We start from the raw sequence: 15117 nt of genomic DNA, 5'->3' as shown, positions 1-15117 counted from the left end.
AGGAGACTTTTCCACCATGGCACGTACCGCCTCCCTGTCCGGATTCCCCGAGTGGCTTCCCCAGGAGCGGTTGGTGGAGCTCCATGTGCTGGATACGCTCCGGAAGACGTTTGAGCTACACGGCTTTTCTTCCATTGAGACCCGCGCTGTTGAGACCGTGGGCCAGCTGCTTCGCAAAGGCGAGATCGACAAAGAGGTCTACGGCCTGAGCAGGCTGCAGGACGATGAGGGTGAGGATGCTAAATCCGACAAGGCTGACCCGAACGCCTTGGCCCTCCACTTCGACCTGACCGTTCCCTTCGCCCGCTACGTGGTGGAGAACGCCGGGTACCTGGCATTTCCCTTCCGCCGGTACCAGATCCAGAAGGTCTGGCGGGGCGAGCGGCCGCAGGAAGGCCGGGCACGCGAGTTCACCCAGGCAGACATCGATGTTGTGGGCGACGGCGAACTGCCGTTCCGCTACGACGTCGAAATCGCGCTGGTCATCGCTGAGGCCCTTAGCGCCCTGCCGATCCCGGACTTCCGGCTCCGGATCAACAACCGCAAGCTGGCCGAAGGCTTCTATCGCGGCATTGGGCTGACGGACACGGCCGGAGTACTGCGTAGCATCGACAAACTGGAAAAGATCGGTGCCGCGAAGGTGGCGGAGCTGTTGAAGAGCGAGCTAGGTGCTACTGATGAACAGGCCGGTCTTGCCCTCGAATTGGCCACGATCCGTACGGAGGACACCTCCTTCGTGGACAAGGTCCGCGCGCTCGGAGTGAAGGACGATCTCCTTGAAGAGGGCCTCAATGAACTTGAGCAGGTCATCCAGGCGGCAGTCCAGCGCGCTCCCGGCAAGGTAGTGGCAGACCTCAGCATCGCCCGCGGCCTGGACTACTACACGGGGACCGTGGTTGAGACGGTGCTTGTGGGCCACGAGCAGCTGGGTTCCATTTGCTCCGGAGGCCGCTATGACGCACTTGCCAGCAAGGGCAACCGCAAGTTCCCCGGCGTCGGACTTTCCATCGGCGTGACGCGGCTTGTTTCCCGCATCCTCAGCCAGGAACTGGCCACAGCGTCGCGTTCTGTGCCTACGGCGGTACTGGTCGCCCTGAACTCGGACGACAGCTGGTCGGCTGCGCAGGACATTGCAGCCCAATTGCGGGGCCGGGGGATTGCCACGGAGGTGGCCGCCAAGGCCGAGAAGTTCGGAAAGCAGATTAAGTTCGCTGATCGCCGGGGCATCCCTTTCGTCTGGTTCACCGACGACGACGGCAACCACCAGGTCAAGGACATCCGTTCCGGGGAACAGGTTGACGCCGACCCCGCCAGCTGGACGCCCTCTGCAGAGGATTTGTTCGTCCGCGTTACCACCGCGGGCTAGGAAACATCCATTGTTCCGTCCTCGTGGCATGAGCTGTGGCGGGGGCGGGTAAACTCGGACGGGATCGTCTTTGCAACGATCCCCCTATATTTCATGCTGAAAGGAATGCTGTGCTGCGCACACATGACCTCGGATCTCTTCGCTCCGAGCACATTGGACAAACCGTTACCCTGGCCGGCTGGGTGGGGCGCCGCCGTGATCACGGTGGCGTTGCATTCGTTGACCTGCGTGATGCGTCCGGTGTAGCCCAGGTGGTTGTCCGTGAGGAAGAGGTCTTCCACGGCTTGCGGAATGAGTACGTCCTGCAGGTGACGGGTACTGTCAACAAGCGTCCTGAAGGCAATGAGAACCCTGCGTTGGCTACGGGTGAGATAGAGGTCATCGCGGACAAGGTTGTCATCCTCAACACCTCCGAACCCCTGCCGTTCCAGATCGACGAACACGTGGAGGTCGGCGAGGAAGCCCGTCTCAAGCACCGCTACCTTGACCTCCGCCGCCCCGGCCCCGCCCGCAACATGCGTCTGCGTTCCGAGGCGAACCGTGTGGCACGTGAACTCCTCCACCAGCGGGGCTACGTCGAAATCGAGACCCCCACGCTGACGCGTTCGACGCCGGAAGGCGCCCGTGACTTCGTGGTCCCGGCACGTCTGGCGCCGGGTTCCTGGTACGCCCTTCCGCAGTCGCCGCAGCTTTTCAAGCAGCTCCTCCAAGTGGGCGGCTTCGAGAAGTACTACCAGATTGCCCGCTGCTACCGTGATGAGGATTTCCGCGCGGACCGGCAGCCGGAATTCACGCAGCTGGACATCGAAGCCAGCTTCGTGGACCAGGACGACGTCATTGAGCTCGGCGAGGCAATCGTCAAGGCCTTGTGGCAGCTGATCGACGTCGAGATCCCCACCCCGATCCGCCGTATGACGTACTTGGACGCCATGGCCAAGTACGGCTCGGACAAGCCGGACCTGCGTTTCGGTGTTGAACTGACTGAGCTCACCGAGTTCTTCAAGGACACCAACTTCGGTGTCTTCAAGGCGCCGTACGTGGGCGCCGTCGTGATGCCCGGTGGCGCTTCCCAGCCGCGCCGTACCCTGGACGGTTGGCAGGAATTTGCCAAGCAGCGCGGGCACAAGGGCCTGGCCTATGTCCTGTTCAAGGAAGACGGCGAGTTGGCTGGCCCGGTGGCCAAGAACCTGACCGAGGCCGAGCGCGAAGGCCTGGCGGACGCTGTTGGCGCCAAGCCCGGCGACTGCATCTTCTTCGCGGCAGGCGAAAAGTCCGCAGCCCGCGCCCTGCTGGGTGCTGCCCGCGTTGAAATCGGTCACCGCACCGGCCTGATCGACCCCAAGGACTGGGCTTTCGTCTGGATCGTGGACGCTCCCATGTTCGAACCCGCGGCCGCGGCTGTCGCGTCCGGTGACGTTGCAGTCGGCGGTGGCCAGTGGACGGCTGTGCACCACGCCTTCACCTCGCCAAAGCCCGAGTTCCTGGACACCTTCGACAAGGACCCGGAATCGGCGCTCTCCTACGCCTACGACATCGTCTGCAACGGCAACGAGATCGGTGGCGGTTCCATCCGTATCCATGAGCGCGAAGTACAGGAACGCGTCTTCCAGCTCATGGGCCTGGACAAGGAAGACGCCGAAACCAAGTTCGGCTTCCTGCTCGAAGGTTTCAAGTACGGTGCACCTCCGCACGGCGGAATGGCACTGGGCTGGGACCGTGTGGTTGCTTTGCTGGCCGGCGTCGAGTCGATCCGCGACGTCATTGCCTTCCCGAAGTCGGGCAACGGCTACGACCCCCTGACCGCGGCACCGGCACCGATCACGCCGCAGCAGCGCAAGGAAGCCGGCGTCGACTTCAAACCGGAGGTCAAGTCGGAGTCCAAGCCCGCAGCCAAGCCGGAAACCAAGTCCGAGTAAGTTTCTGCCCAAAAGGCTCCTCACTGATGTGGGGAGCTTTTTGCGTTCCAGCCACAAGGAGACCCGCATGATGGAGCAAGCAGTCCTGGAAACACTTATGGACAAGGCCTGGCCCGCCCTTGAGCGTGAAAAATCGGGGGAGTGGGTCCTCCGTGCTTCGGGCGGAGTTACTCAGAGGGCTAACTCCGTGTGGCCAAGCACCTCGGGCGGCGGCCCGAACGGCAAGCCGGGCATCACACGAGGCGTGCGTGCAGCAGCGGAGTGGTATCGGCATCGTCGCCTTCCCTTGATCTTCCAGGTGTTCGATGACCACCGCAGTGCCGGGCTCAATGCCGTCCTGGATGAGCAACGCTTCACCAGGCAATCCGCAACGAGGATCATGGTCCGCGGCATGGATGAGCTGCCGGTCAGCAGTTCGGGACGGAACGTTGAACTGGCTGATGAGCCCTCCGAAGAATGGCTGCGCGTCTGGTGGTCCGTGGACGGCCGTGGCGGTAGTGCAGAACTGTCCGTCGCCCACAAGATTCTCAGCGGCTGTCCGGCGCTGTACGCAATGGTGAGGGACGACGACGGCGTCCCCGCCGCCGTCGGGCGTCTCGCCCTGGTGGATGGTTGGGGCGGAATTTACAGCATGGCGACGTCGGCCGGGCACCGCAGGCGCGGCTATGGGACGGACGTGCTGACTGCGTTGTTGCACGCCGGGACCCGGCAGGATCTTAAGGGATTCTGGCTCCTCGTCACCGAGGCCAATCGTGGAGCGCAGATACTGTACTCGCAAGCAGGTTTCGCCCACTCCGGCAGCTACCTGTACCGGCAGGCGCCGCTGAGGCGTGCGTCCAGCGGCTGCTAGGGTTGCGGGTCGGTGACCGTAATGCGCACAGAGCAGGCGTCGGCAGCCGCTTTCGCCAGCACGGCAGTCCTTGGCCCTTGAATGTCCAGGAAGGCTAAGCGAGTCCGTCCTGCTATGGCTTTGAGTAAGGGCTGGGAGAGAAGCTGATCCACCAGGACGCGGTCGCCGCCCGGGACGATGTACTCAATGCGGTGTTCGTTGAAGATGCGGGAGGCCTGTTCTGCCGTGGCTTTGGCTTCGAGGAAACGACTGCCGCTCTTCGAAGCCAGGATCGTGGAACCGCTGGCAGCAGCTATGGCGTAGCCGCCCCTGCGAATAAGGAGTAGTCCAAGCCGCCTTTCCTGGTTCGCAAGCGAAGCCAGGCGTTCCAGCTCAGTACCGCCCCGTCCCGGACGTCCGTCAGCCGGCCAAGGGGCCTTCAACATTGCAGTCGCACCGTCGGCTGCCCGCAGGAGCAGCCCACCGTCGTCGAGGTCTTCAGCAACGGCGCCGTGGCTCTCCGCGAACCGGTCGGCCCAACCCTGCAACCTGGCCGCGGGCACCAAAGCGGTCCGCCTGCCGGAAGGCTGGTGCGGGGCAGATGCTCGGCGATCCACGTCGATGTCTCCTTTGCTGGAACTATGAGTAGCCTATCCATGTGGAAGATCTCTTTGGTGCCGGTGCAGTTGACGACGACGAGTCGGAGGATCTGCCTGCGTCAGGGGGTCCCTCCGATGCTCATTGGATGGCTTCCCAACGCAGTCCACTGGCGGTAAGAATGCGTCCCCGGTCGCTGGACGAGGTGGTAGGGCAGCAGCACCTCCTGGGGCAAGGTTCGCCTTTGCGGCAACTGGCAGCGGGTGCTGAGGCTGCCGGCCCGGCGGGTCCGAGCTCGGTGATCCTTTGGGGGCCTCCCGGGACAGGGAAGACCACGCTCGCCCACGTGATCGCGCGCGGACCCGGACGTAAGTTCGTTGAGTTGTCGGCAATCACCGCCGGAGTCAAGGACGTCCGGCGCGTCATGGACGAGGCCCTGACGGCCCGGGACCTGTACAAGAAAACCACGGTTCTCTTCCTCGACGAGATTCATCGCTTTAACAAGGCCCAACAGGATGCACTGCTGCCCGGTGTCGAGAACCGCTGGGTTGTGCTGGTAGCTGCAACCACGGAAAATCCTTCCTTCTCCGTGGTGTCGCCGCTCCTGTCACGCTCACTCCTGCTCACCCTGAAGCCGCTCACCGATGACGACATTTCGGGACTGCTGCAGAGGGCTGTGGCCGACGCCCGCGGCCTTGCCGGCCGTGTGGAGCTTAGCCCCGAGGCATTGGACCACCTGGTCCGGCTATCCGGCGGTGATGCCCGACGGGCGCTGACAGCACTGGAAGCAGCTGCCGGCGTCGCCTTCGGTGACTCTACCGCCGTCGATATTTCGGATGACGCCCCAACAGTGGCCGAAGGGGAGGGCGACGCTGACGACGGCGAATCCGGACTCGCCAACGACGGCCTGCCTGATGCTCCGGTATTGGTGGAACTCCGGCATACTGAACGCGCCTTGGATGCGGCGGCCGTTCGCTACGACCGCGCCGGCGACCAGCACTACGATGTGGCCAGTGCGTTCATCAAGTCCATCCGGGGCTCGGACGTGGACGCGGCCTTGCACTATTTGGCACGCATGCTTGAAGCCGGGGAGGACCCAAGGTTCGTGGCGAGACGGATCGTGATCTCGGCGGCCGAGGATATTGGCATGGCCGACCCCACGGCGTTGCAGACTGCAGTCGCGGCGGCGCAGGCAGTGCAGTTGATCGGTATGCCGGAGGGCCGCATCGTGTTGGCCGAAGCCGTGGTCCACCTGGCCACTGCGCCCAAGTCCAATGCCGCCTATATGGGTTTGAACAAAGCGGTGGCCGACGTTCGTGCAGGTTTTGGTGGCGGCATTCCCATGCATTTGCGTGACGCACACTACCCCGGGGCCAAACAGTTGGGCCATGGCAAGAGCTACAAGTACGCGCACGACGAACCACACGGTGTGGCAACCCAGCAGTATCCGCCGGATGACCTGGTGGGTAAGGACTATTACCAGCCCACCAATAACGGAGCTGAACGGGATATTGCCGCCAGGCTGGAACGGCTCCGCAAGATCATACGCGGGGAGTAGCCGGCAGGATCAGGCCAACTGCGGGTGGCGGCCCTGCGCGTGATAGGATAATTGCTTGTCTGGCATGGCCCGACGCACAACCCCTTTGAAGATTTCTTCAATAGTGCTGTGCGCCCGGGCTAGTAGCAAGAGGCAGCGGTTGGCCGATGCTCTCCCTGATGGAGGCCAGTAACACTGACACACCGCAGTAATTGGAAGGACACAAGTGGCTAACAACACTCGTGCTCGCCGTACCGCACGCCTTTCGCGTGCACTCGGCATTGCTCTGACCCCCAAGGCCGCCAAGTACATGGAGCGCCGTCCGTACGGCCCCGGCGAGCATGGCCGTGCCCGCAAGAAGCAGGACTCCGACTACGCCGTACGTCTGCGCGAAAAGCAGCGTCTGCGCGCCCAGTACGGCATCCGCGAAGCCCAGATGACCCGTGCCTTCGAAGAAGCACGCCGCACCAAGGGCCTCACCGGTGAAAACCTGGTTGAGCTGCTCGAAATGCGTTTGGACGCCCTCGTGCTCCGTGCAGGCTTCGCCCGCACCATCGCACAGGCCCGCCAGCTGGTTGTGCACCGCCACATCATGGTTGACGGCATCCGCGTGGACCGCCCGTCCTTCCGCGTTGGCGAAGGCCAGCTCATCCACGTTCACAGCCGCTCCGAGGTTATGCCCCCGTTCCAGGTGGCAGCCGCTGGCGCACACGTGCTCAACAACGTGCCGGCATACCTGGACGTCAAGATTGACGCCCTTCAGGCCCGCCTGGTTCGTCGCCCGAAGCGCTCCGAGGTCCCCGTGATCTGCGAAGAGCAGCTCGTCGTCGAATTCTACGCTCGCTAAATTCAAGCAGCGCATACAAAGAAGCCCGTGGCACACGCCACGGGCTTCTTTGTATGTAAGGTACCGGTCCAAATAGGTAAGGTACTTGGGGAGGCTTCGGCCAAAGCCGTGAACCGGCTGGTGCGAGGCAGCGAAACGATCCAAGGAGAGAAATTCTATGTCTGGTGGCGACATCGCCGGCCTCATCGCAGCAGGAGTCTTCGCACTCCTCGTCTTGCTTTTGGCCGTGCCCATTTTGAAGCTGGGCGGCGTCTTTGACGAGGTGCGAACCTCCATCCGTTCCATCAGCGACGGCGCCACGCCCCTGATGGATGAAGTGACTGCAACGGTCACCACCACCAACCAGCAGTTGAAGAAGGTTGACGGCATCGCCTCCAACGTCTCCGATGCATCAGCCAACATCTCCGCGTTGTCCTCGCTCATTGCAGCCACGGTAGGCTCACCGCTGATCAAGGTGGCTGCCTTCAGCTATGGCGTTCGTTCTGCCTTCGCCGGACGCCGGACGCCTTCCTCCGGCCGTCGCAGCCGCTGAACAAGTCAGCCGCCGAACAAGTCAGCCGCCGAACAAGCCAACTGCTGAATTACAGGGAGACTGAAACCTCATGAAGAGAATTGTCTGGATGGGCATCGGCGTCGCCATCGGCGTCATTGCCTTCCGTAAGATCACCGAAGCGCAAGCAAACCTTGGGCCGGAGGGCCTTAATCGTGCCGTCGGCCGGATGGCTGACGGACTGTTCGACTTTGCCGACGCCGTGCGTACAGGGATGCATCAACGCGAAGAGGATTTGCGGGCAGCGTTGGGGATCGACGACGCCGGAGCCGCTCGGCGCTAGTGGGAGCGGTTCGCCCCCACGCCCTCAACAGGGCAGAATGGAAAGCTGCGGAACGGCACCAGCCGGTTCCGCGCACATCGTGTGCAGTGAATTGAGAAGGGTAAGTAATCAGCTAATGAAGTCGCAGGAGATCACCAAGCGCTGGGTGGACTTTTTTGTCAACAAGGGCCACACCGCCGTTCCCTCCGCGTCGCTCGTTTCCAGCGACCCGTCACTTCTCTTCACTGTGGCCGGAATGGTGCCTTTCATTCCTTACCTGACCGCGCGCGAAGAGCCTCCCTACAGCCGTGCAACGAGCGTCCAGAAGTGCATCCGCACAGGAGACATCGAGGAAGTGGGCAAGACCGCCCGCCACGGCACGTTCTTCCAAATGTGTGGCAACTTTTCCTTTGGCGATTACTTCAAGGAAGACGCCATCAAGTTCGCTTTCGAGCTGCTCACCACCAGTGTTGACGACGGCGGCTACGGGCTTCCGGCCGAACGTCTTTGGGTGACTGTCTACGAAGAGGACGACGAAGCCAAGGAGCTGTGGCTCAAGAACACCGGAATTCCCGCAGAGCGCATCCAGCGCATGGGCAAGGCTGACAACTACTGGTCAACTGGCCAGCCGGGCCCGGCCGGCCCCTGCTCGGAGATCTATTACGACCGCGGCCCCGCCTACGGAATCGAAGGCGGCCCCCTGGCCGACGAGACCCGTTACATCGAAATCTGGAACCTCGTGTTCATGCAGTACCAGATCGAGAACGTCCGCTCCAAGGTGGACTTTGACATCGTTGGTGAACTGCCGCAGAAGAACATTGACACCGGCTTGGGCATGGAACGTCTCGCGATGATCCTCCAGGGTGTCGAAAACATGTATGAGACCGATCAGGTCCGTCCGGTCATCGACAAAGCTGCTGAATTGTCCGGCCGCGAGTACACCTCGGCTGAATCTCCGGAAGACCCGCACCACACGGACGATGTCCGCATGCGCGTCGTTGGCGACCACATTCGCTCTGCGTTGATGCTCATCGCTGACGGCGTCGCACCGTCCAATGAGGGCCGTGGCTACGTGCTGCGCCGGCTCATCCGCCGCGCTGTACGCGCCATGCGCCTGCTCGGCGTCGAAAAAGCTTGCCTGCCTGACCTCCTTCCCGCCTCCCGCGACGCCATGAAGGGCGTCTACCCGGTGGTGGAGACTGACTTTGCCCGCATTAGCCGTATTGCCTACGCCGAAGAAAAGGCGTTCCTGCGCACTATTGCTTCCGGTACGGCCCGCCTGGAGGATGCAGTAGCCGAATCGAAGGCTGCCGGCGTTCCCCTGTCCGGCGCGGACGCTTTCGCCTTGCACGACACTTACGGCTTCCCGATTGACCTGACCTTGGAAATGGCGGAAGAAGCCGGGCTCAAGGTGGACGAGGCAGGCTTCCGTGCGCTCATGCTCGAGCAGCGCCAGCGTGCCCAGGCCGATGCAAAGGGCAAGAAGGGCGGCCACGCCGACCTCAGCGCCTACCAGGAGCTCCTCGGCAAGAGCGAGACCGTCTTCACGGGATACGACGAACTTGAGGGCGAGGCAAAGGTCCGCGGCATCGTCAGCGGTGGCCGCGCCGTAGCGCACGCCTCCACCGGCGATGAGATTGAGTTGGTCCTCAACGAAACCCCGTTCTATGCAGAAGCCGGTGGCCAGTCGGCTGACACCGGCCTCATCACCGGCGATGGCTTCGTGGTGGAGGTCCTGGACGTGCAGCGTCCCATCAAGGGCCTGAGCGTGCACACAGCAATTGTCCGTGAAGGTGAGATCGGTTCCGACGCGCTGGTGCGCGCCGCCGTCGACCGTGAACGCCGCCATGCTGCCGAGCAGGCCCACACCGGCACGCACATTGTGCATGCGGCACTGCACCAGATCCTGGGCCCGGAAGCTACCCAGCGTGGTTCCTACAACAAGGCCGGGTACCTTCGCTTCGACTTCGCCTGGGGCGAGGGTTTGAGCACCGCCACACGGTCTGAAATCGAAGAGGTCTCCAACATCGCCATCCGGAACAACTACCGGGTGGACACCAAAGTCATGGGGCTCGCTGAAGCCAAAGCACTGGGCGCCATGGCTCTGTTCGGTGAGAACTACGGCAGCGAAGTCCGCGTAGTGGAGATCGACGGCGCGTGGTCCCGCGAATTGTGCGGTGGCACCCACGTTTCCAACACTTCCCTGATCGGCAGCCTTTCCTTGCTGGGCGAACAGTCTGTTGGGTCCGGAAACCGTCGTGTCGAGGCTTTTGTTGGCTTGGACGCATTCCGTCACTTGGCAGCCGAGCGTGCTCTGGTTTCCGAGCTCACGGAACTCTTGAAAGTTCCGTCCGGACAACTCGCTGACCGCATCTCCAGCACCCTGAACAAGCTCAAGGCCACGGAGAAGGAGCTTGACCGCCTCCGCAAGGAACAACTAGCAGCAGCGGCCGCAAACCTGGTGGGTACCGCCAAGGATGCCGCTGGTGTTCGGGTGGTAGCTCACGACGCCGGTCAGGTGGGCGGAGCTGACGATCTGCGCAACCTCGCCGTGGATCTGCGTAATCGCTTGGGTTCAGAGGCCTCCACCGTGGCTGTTGCGGGTGTGAGCAATGACCGGCCCGTCATTCTGATCGCTACCAACGAGGCTGCCCGGGAAGCAGGCGTAAAGGCCGGCATGCTTGTCCGCCTGGCCGCAGGGATCCTCGGTGGTGGCGGCGGCGGCAAGGACGATGTCGCCCAAGGCGGCGGCACCGACGCTGGGAAGGTCTCCGAGGCCCTCACAGCGGTGGTGGATGCGATAGCCAAGCGCTGACGGTGAATTCCAGTACTGACAGCGGCGTCTACCCCCACGGCATCAAGCTGGGGGTAGACGTCGGTACCGTCCGGGTGGGTCTGGCCATTTGTGATCCCGACGGGATATTGGCCACGCCGTTCAAGACGGTAGGGCGGGACAGCAAGAAAAACTCCGATGTTCGCGTAGTGGTCAAGCACGCGGCGGAGTTGCCGGCGGTCCAGATTTTTGTGGGTCTACCACGAACCATGAAGGGCGAGGAACGCGCGTCTGCCCAAATGGCCATGGACTACGCGGACCTTCTTACCAGTGAGCTTTCGCGCGCCGGTTTGGACGTTCCTGTAAACCTCGTCGATGAGCGACTTTCCACTGTTACGGCACACCGCAACCTGCACGAAGCTGGCATGAGCAGCAAGAACCACCGTAAAGTGGTTGATCAGGTTGCCGCTGCTGGAATACTTCAGCACGCAATCGACATGCAAAAAGCCCGAGGAACGGACGTTGGCCGCCGAGTGCAGGCACCGGCGCAGTCCGAGAAACCCAGCAGTGCCCCAACGCTGCGGGCTGCCTCAGGCCGTGAATCCGATTCTTCTAAGAGGGGACTGCAACTGTGAGCCCGGTCAACAACGACCCCTCCAGCGGTACCGCCGGCGGCGGTATGTCGCTAACCCGCAAAGAGCTGCGGGCGCGTGAACGATTCCTCGCCACGCAGAACCACAATGTGGTGCCCGTTCCTGAAGCGACTCCGGGAGAGGCGGCTCCCTCGGCGGAAGTTGAGCCGGAATTGCCCCGACCAGTCCCGGCCGTGCAACCTGCGCCCGTGACTCCGCCCCCCACACCCGTCGCGCCCCCAACACCTGTAGCGCCCCCGACTCCTGTGGCACCCCCAACGCCCGCGCCGCCTGTCGACGAGGCCGGCGACGCCGAGGTGCACGCAGCACAGGTGCTTGGTGAGCCGGAAAGTCATCACGAGGACCTGCACGAGGCAGACGTCCACGTCCGCGAGGATGAAGTCCACGCCCAAGAGGCCAGTGAACACGAGGTCAGTGAACACGACTTCAGTGAACACGCCGCCGTTGATCACGGTGATATTCACGACGGTCATAACCAGCACGAGTTGGCTGCGCATGACGGCCACTATGAGCTGGACATCCACGAAGAACTTCACGATGACGTTCATCTCCATGATGAGCACCACCATGACCTTATTGCCCCTGCTGCCAGTCCGGCGTCCAAGGCTGCCGCGAAGAAGGCCCGCCGCCGTCGTCGTGTCCTGGCTCTCCTGATCACGCTGGGTGTCTTCGTCGCCGCCATTGCCATTGGTGCGCAGTTCCTGAAGCCCCTGCTGGGCATGGATAGGGTCACCGATTACCCGGGTCCCGGAACGGGATCGGTGACCATCACCGTACCCGAGGGATCCGGTCCCAAGGCCGTAGCCAACGAGCTCGTTCAAAACCGCGTGGTTGCAGACTCCGATGCCTTTGTTGAGGCGTTCCTGAGTGAAGGCGGGGAACTGTCTCCGGGCGACTTCACGTTCCGTACCGAAATGAAGAATTCCGACGCCGTGGCTGTCCTCGTCAACAAGGACGCCGGCAAAGTGATGTATTTCGCTCTGAGTGCCGGCTTGCGCATCAATGAGTCACTGGAGGCCATTTCCAAGGGTTCCGGCATTCCCGTGCAGCAGCTCAACGCCTTGAACCAGGCTCCGGCGCAGTTCGGAGTTCCTGCCAAGGCTAAGAACCTGGAAGGCTTCCTTGCCCCGGGCGAATACCGGTTTGAGCTGGGGACGCCCGCGAAGGACATCATCCAGAAGTTGGTAACCACCACCCTTGATGAACTCAAAGCCCAGGGTGTTACGGACCCCGCCAAGCAGTACGACACCGTAACCATCGCCAGCATCGTGCAGGCCGAAGGTGGTCAGGCAGATTACGGGAACGTGGCCGGAGCCATTTACAACAGGCTCAAGCCCAACAACGTAGAGACCAGCGGCCTGATCCAGTCCGATGCCACTGTGACGTACGGCTTGGGCAAGAAGTCGTTCCACCTCACTGAGGAAGAAAAGGCCGACAAGTCCAACGCCTACAACACGTACGCCAACGTCGGGCTACCGGTAGGACCTATTGGCTCGCCTGGAAAGACGGCGATTGATGCTGCAGCCAAGCCAACGCAGAATGAATACCTCTACTGGGTGACCATCAACCTGGACAGCAAGGAAACCAAGTTCTCCAAGACGTTGGCTGAGCACAACACCTACGTTGAGCAGTACAACGCATGGTGCCAGGCCAACGCGGGACGGTGTGTGTGAGTCGTCGCGCCGCGGTACTGGGGCACCCGATCTCACACTCGAAATCTCCGGCACTGCACTCAGCTGCCTACGCCAAGTTGGGTGTGGATATCGAGTACTCGGCCATCGACGTCACTGTGGAACGGCTTCCTTCATTCATGGACTCGCTCCGCGGAGATGACGCTTGGTGCGGCCTCTCGGTCACCATGCCGCTGAAGTCGGCAATGATCAAGGAAGTGGACGAAGTCCGTGGCGCCGGCGCCCATCTGGGCGTTATCAATACGGTGGTTTTCGAGCACGACGCCGGACAGGTCCGTCGGGTGGGTTACAACACTGATGTTGCCGGCATAGTGGAAGCGGTCCGCTACGCGGGCGTCGCAGCCGCACCCCACGCGGCCATCCTTGGTGGCGGTGGCACCTCAGCTGCGGCTGTAGCCGCTGTGCAGGAACTTGGGGCCCGTCACGTCGACGTTTTCGTTCGCGACGCGGGACGTGCCGGCGATGCGCAAGCGGCCGCGGCCGCCGTCGGAATTTCCCTTGCCATCCGGCCCCTGGCGGAAGCGGCAACTGCTGTGGCCGGCACGGATCTGGTGATCTCCACGTTCCCGCCTCGCGCTGCCGATTCGTTGGCTGAGGAGCTTGCGGAGTTGCCCGGCACCGGGGCTGGAGTCCTGCTGGATGTTGCCTACGATCCTTGGCCCAGTCGCCTCGCGGAAGTGTGGCATGGTCACGGGGGAGCGGTAGTCCCGGGCCTGGAGATGCTGATGTACCAGGCGGCCGAGCAGATCAGGCGTTTCAGCGGCTGTGACGTGGATGCCGCCGTCATAGATGTGATGTGCGACTCAGTCGGGCTTCCCCGGCGAGTGTTCTAGAAGCCTTACATGGCAGGATTGGTTATATGTTGCGTTGGTTGACTGCCGGTGAATCCCATGGTCCGGCCCTGATCGGAATTGTTGAAGGCGTGCCTGCCGGTGTTGAACTCACCAGCGGGCAGATTCGTGACGCGTTGGCGCGTCGACGCCTGGGCTATGGACGTGGTGCCCGCATGAAGTTTGAACAGGACGAGGTCACCATCATGGGTGGTGTCCGGCATGGACTTACCCAGGGTGGCCCTGTTGCCATCCAGGTTGGCAACACCGAGTGGCCTAAATGGGAGCAGATCATGTCTGCTGATCCCGTGGACCCTAAGGTCCTCGCCGACCAAGCCCGCAATGCACCTTTGACCCGTCCGCGCCCGGGGCACGCTGATTTCACGGGCATGCAGAAGTATGGCTTCGACGAAGCCCGTCCGGTCCTTGAGCGTGCCAGCGCACGCGAGACCGCCACGCGAGTGGCTCTTGGTACCGTCGCTGCACAGTTCCTGAAGCAATTGGGCATCGAGTTGGTAAGCCACACCGTTTCCATTGCCAGCGTGACAGTGCCCGAAGGCCGGCCTTTGCCGTTGCCGCAGGACGTCATAGCCCTCGACGCCGACCCCCTGCGTTGTTTCGACCGCGAGACGTCCAACGCGATGGTGGCTGAGGTTGATGCTGCCCACAAGGAAGGCGAAACCCTGGGTGGCGTGGTAGAGGTCCTGGCATACGGGCTTCCCCCGGGACTCGGCAGCTACGTCCACTGGGATCGTCGCCTCGACTCCCGCCTCGCGGCCGCACTCATGGGCATCCAAGCCATTAAGGGCGTAGAAGTGGGCGACGGCTTCCTCACGGCTGCACGCCGTGGATCTGCTGCCCACGATGAGATCCTCAAGGACGGAAACGGCAAGATCGTTCGCCAGACCAACCGGGCCGGTGGCATCGAAGGCGGCATGAGCATCGGTGAGGTTCTTCGTGTTCGGGCGGCCATGAAACCAATTGCCACGGTCCCTCGCGCACTTCGCACCATTGATGTCAGCACGGGTGAGCCTGCCAAGGCACACCACCAGCGTTCAGATGTTTGTGCGGTTCCCGCAGCCGGCGTTGTGGCGGAGGCGATGGTGGCTTTGGTTCTGGCCGAGGCTGTCGCCGAGAAGTTCGGTGGCGACTCCGTCGCGGAGACCCAGCGGAATCTGCAGAGCTACCTTGAGAGCATCCCGGCCACCCTGGACTCGGTCGGCCGGTAGTGGTTGGCGCTATCCCGGATGGCCGCCCCGTTGTTCT

At 62.6% G+C, this 15117-nt stretch carries 13 protein-coding genes; 12 read left to right on the top strand and 1 reads right to left on the bottom strand.

The genetic code is table 11. The features are described from left to right. Positions 1–16 precede the first annotated feature (16 nt). The 3 genes from hisS to ACNAOT_RS12215 all read left to right on the top strand — a co-directional run bounded on the left by hisS (position 17) and on the right by ACNAOT_RS12215 (position 4132). Positions 17–1366, top strand: a complete 1350-nt coding sequence (gene hisS, locus ACNAOT_RS12225) for a histidine--tRNA ligase (protein WP_420178213.1) — start codon at positions 17–19, stop codon at positions 1364–1366. A 110-nt stretch (positions 1367–1476) separates the two neighbouring features. Then, a complete protein-coding gene (aspS, locus tag ACNAOT_RS12220; RefSeq protein ID WP_178992614.1) occupies positions 1477–3282 on the top strand; it encodes an aspartate--tRNA ligase in 1806 nt (601 codons plus the stop codon). Between the two features lie 67 nt (positions 3283–3349). Further along, the gene (locus ACNAOT_RS12215; protein WP_420178211.1) at positions 3350–4132 is read left to right on the top strand and encodes a GNAT family N-acetyltransferase; all 783 of its coding nucleotides are present in this window, start codon (positions 3350–3352) and stop codon (positions 4130–4132) included. Here the strand turns inward: ACNAOT_RS12215 and ACNAOT_RS12210 are convergent. Continuing rightward, positions 4129–4728, bottom strand: a complete 600-nt coding sequence (locus ACNAOT_RS12210; protein ID WP_420178210.1) for a Vms1/Ankzf1 family peptidyl-tRNA hydrolase — start codon at positions 4726–4728, stop codon at positions 4129–4131. The genes ACNAOT_RS12215 and ACNAOT_RS12210 overlap by 4 nt on opposite strands. A gap of 41 nt (positions 4729–4769) precedes the next feature. Between ACNAOT_RS12210 and ACNAOT_RS12205 the strand changes: the two genes are divergently transcribed. The 9 genes from ACNAOT_RS12205 to aroC all read left to right on the top strand — a co-directional run bounded on the left by ACNAOT_RS12205 (position 4770) and on the right by aroC (position 15080). After that, positions 4770–6266, top strand: a complete 1497-nt coding sequence (locus tag ACNAOT_RS12205) for a replication-associated recombination protein A (RefSeq protein ID WP_420178209.1) — start codon at positions 4770–4772, stop codon at positions 6264–6266. Between the two features lie 205 nt (positions 6267–6471). After that, positions 6472–7092, top strand: coding sequence for a 30S ribosomal protein S4 (rpsD, locus tag ACNAOT_RS12200; RefSeq protein WP_011774968.1), 621 nt, complete (start codon positions 6472–6474; stop codon positions 7090–7092). 157 nt (positions 7093–7249) lie between these two features. After that, positions 7250–7624 (top strand): DUF948 domain-containing protein, encoded by a 375-nt coding sequence (locus tag ACNAOT_RS12195; RefSeq protein ID WP_420178208.1) that lies wholly within the window; start codon positions 7250–7252, stop codon positions 7622–7624. 70 nt (positions 7625–7694) lie between these two features. Then, on the top strand, positions 7695–7925 hold the full coding sequence (locus ACNAOT_RS12190) for a hypothetical protein (RefSeq protein WP_208295800.1): 231 nt from the start codon (positions 7695–7697) through the stop codon (positions 7923–7925). A gap of 115 nt (positions 7926–8040) precedes the next feature. Then, on the top strand, positions 8041–10719 hold the full coding sequence (alaS, locus tag ACNAOT_RS12185; RefSeq protein WP_420178207.1) for an alanine--tRNA ligase: 2679 nt from the start codon (positions 8041–8043) through the stop codon (positions 10717–10719). Positions 10720–10721: 2 nt separating this feature from the next. Then, complete coding sequence (ruvX, locus tag ACNAOT_RS12180) at positions 10722–11312, top strand: Holliday junction resolvase RuvX (protein ID WP_178992620.1); 591 nt, start codon at positions 10722–10724, stop codon at positions 11310–11312. After that, on the top strand, positions 11309–13003 hold the full coding sequence (mltG, locus tag ACNAOT_RS12175) for an endolytic transglycosylase MltG (protein ID WP_420178206.1): 1695 nt from the start codon (positions 11309–11311) through the stop codon (positions 13001–13003). The genes ruvX and mltG overlap by 4 nt, the downstream gene beginning before the upstream one ends. Beyond that, complete coding sequence (locus ACNAOT_RS12170) at positions 13000–13854, top strand: shikimate dehydrogenase (RefSeq protein ID WP_420178204.1); 855 nt, start codon at positions 13000–13002, stop codon at positions 13852–13854. The genes mltG and ACNAOT_RS12170 overlap by 4 nt, the downstream gene beginning before the upstream one ends. A gap of 26 nt (positions 13855–13880) precedes the next feature. Beyond that, positions 13881–15080, top strand: coding sequence for a chorismate synthase (gene aroC / locus ACNAOT_RS12165; RefSeq protein WP_420178203.1), 1200 nt, complete (start codon positions 13881–13883; stop codon positions 15078–15080). The last annotated feature ends 37 nt before the right edge of the window (positions 15081–15117 follow it).

The sequence above is a fragment of the Paenarthrobacter sp. TA1.8 genome (assembly GCF_048595705.1).
In the GTDB taxonomy this organism is placed as follows: Bacteria; Actinomycetota; Actinomycetes; order Actinomycetales; family Micrococcaceae; genus Arthrobacter; species Arthrobacter nitroguajacolicus.
Note: the sequence above shows the minus strand (reverse complement) of the source record. Positions and strands in the feature narration are given on the sequence as shown.

What these genes read in the sequence shown, in the direction of transcription:
- hisS (WP_420178213.1), top strand. Translation starts at nt 17, where the DNA reads ATGGCACGTACCGCCTCCCTGTCCGGATTCCCCGAGTGGCTTCCCCAG.
- ACNAOT_RS12215 (WP_420178211.1), top strand. Translation starts at nt 3,350, where the DNA reads ATGATGGAGCAAGCAGTCCTGGAAACACTTATGGACAAGGCCTGGCCC.
- ACNAOT_RS12195 (WP_420178208.1), top strand. Translation starts at nt 7,250, where the DNA reads ATGTCTGGTGGCGACATCGCCGGCCTCATCGCAGCAGGAGTCTTCGCA.
- ACNAOT_RS12190 (WP_208295800.1), top strand. Translation starts at nt 7,695, where the DNA reads ATGAAGAGAATTGTCTGGATGGGCATCGGCGTCGCCATCGGCGTCATT.
- alaS (WP_420178207.1), top strand. Translation starts at nt 8,041, where the DNA reads ATGAAGTCGCAGGAGATCACCAAGCGCTGGGTGGACTTTTTTGTCAAC.
- aroC (WP_420178203.1), top strand. Translation starts at nt 13,881, where the DNA reads ATGTTGCGTTGGTTGACTGCCGGTGAATCCCATGGTCCGGCCCTGATC.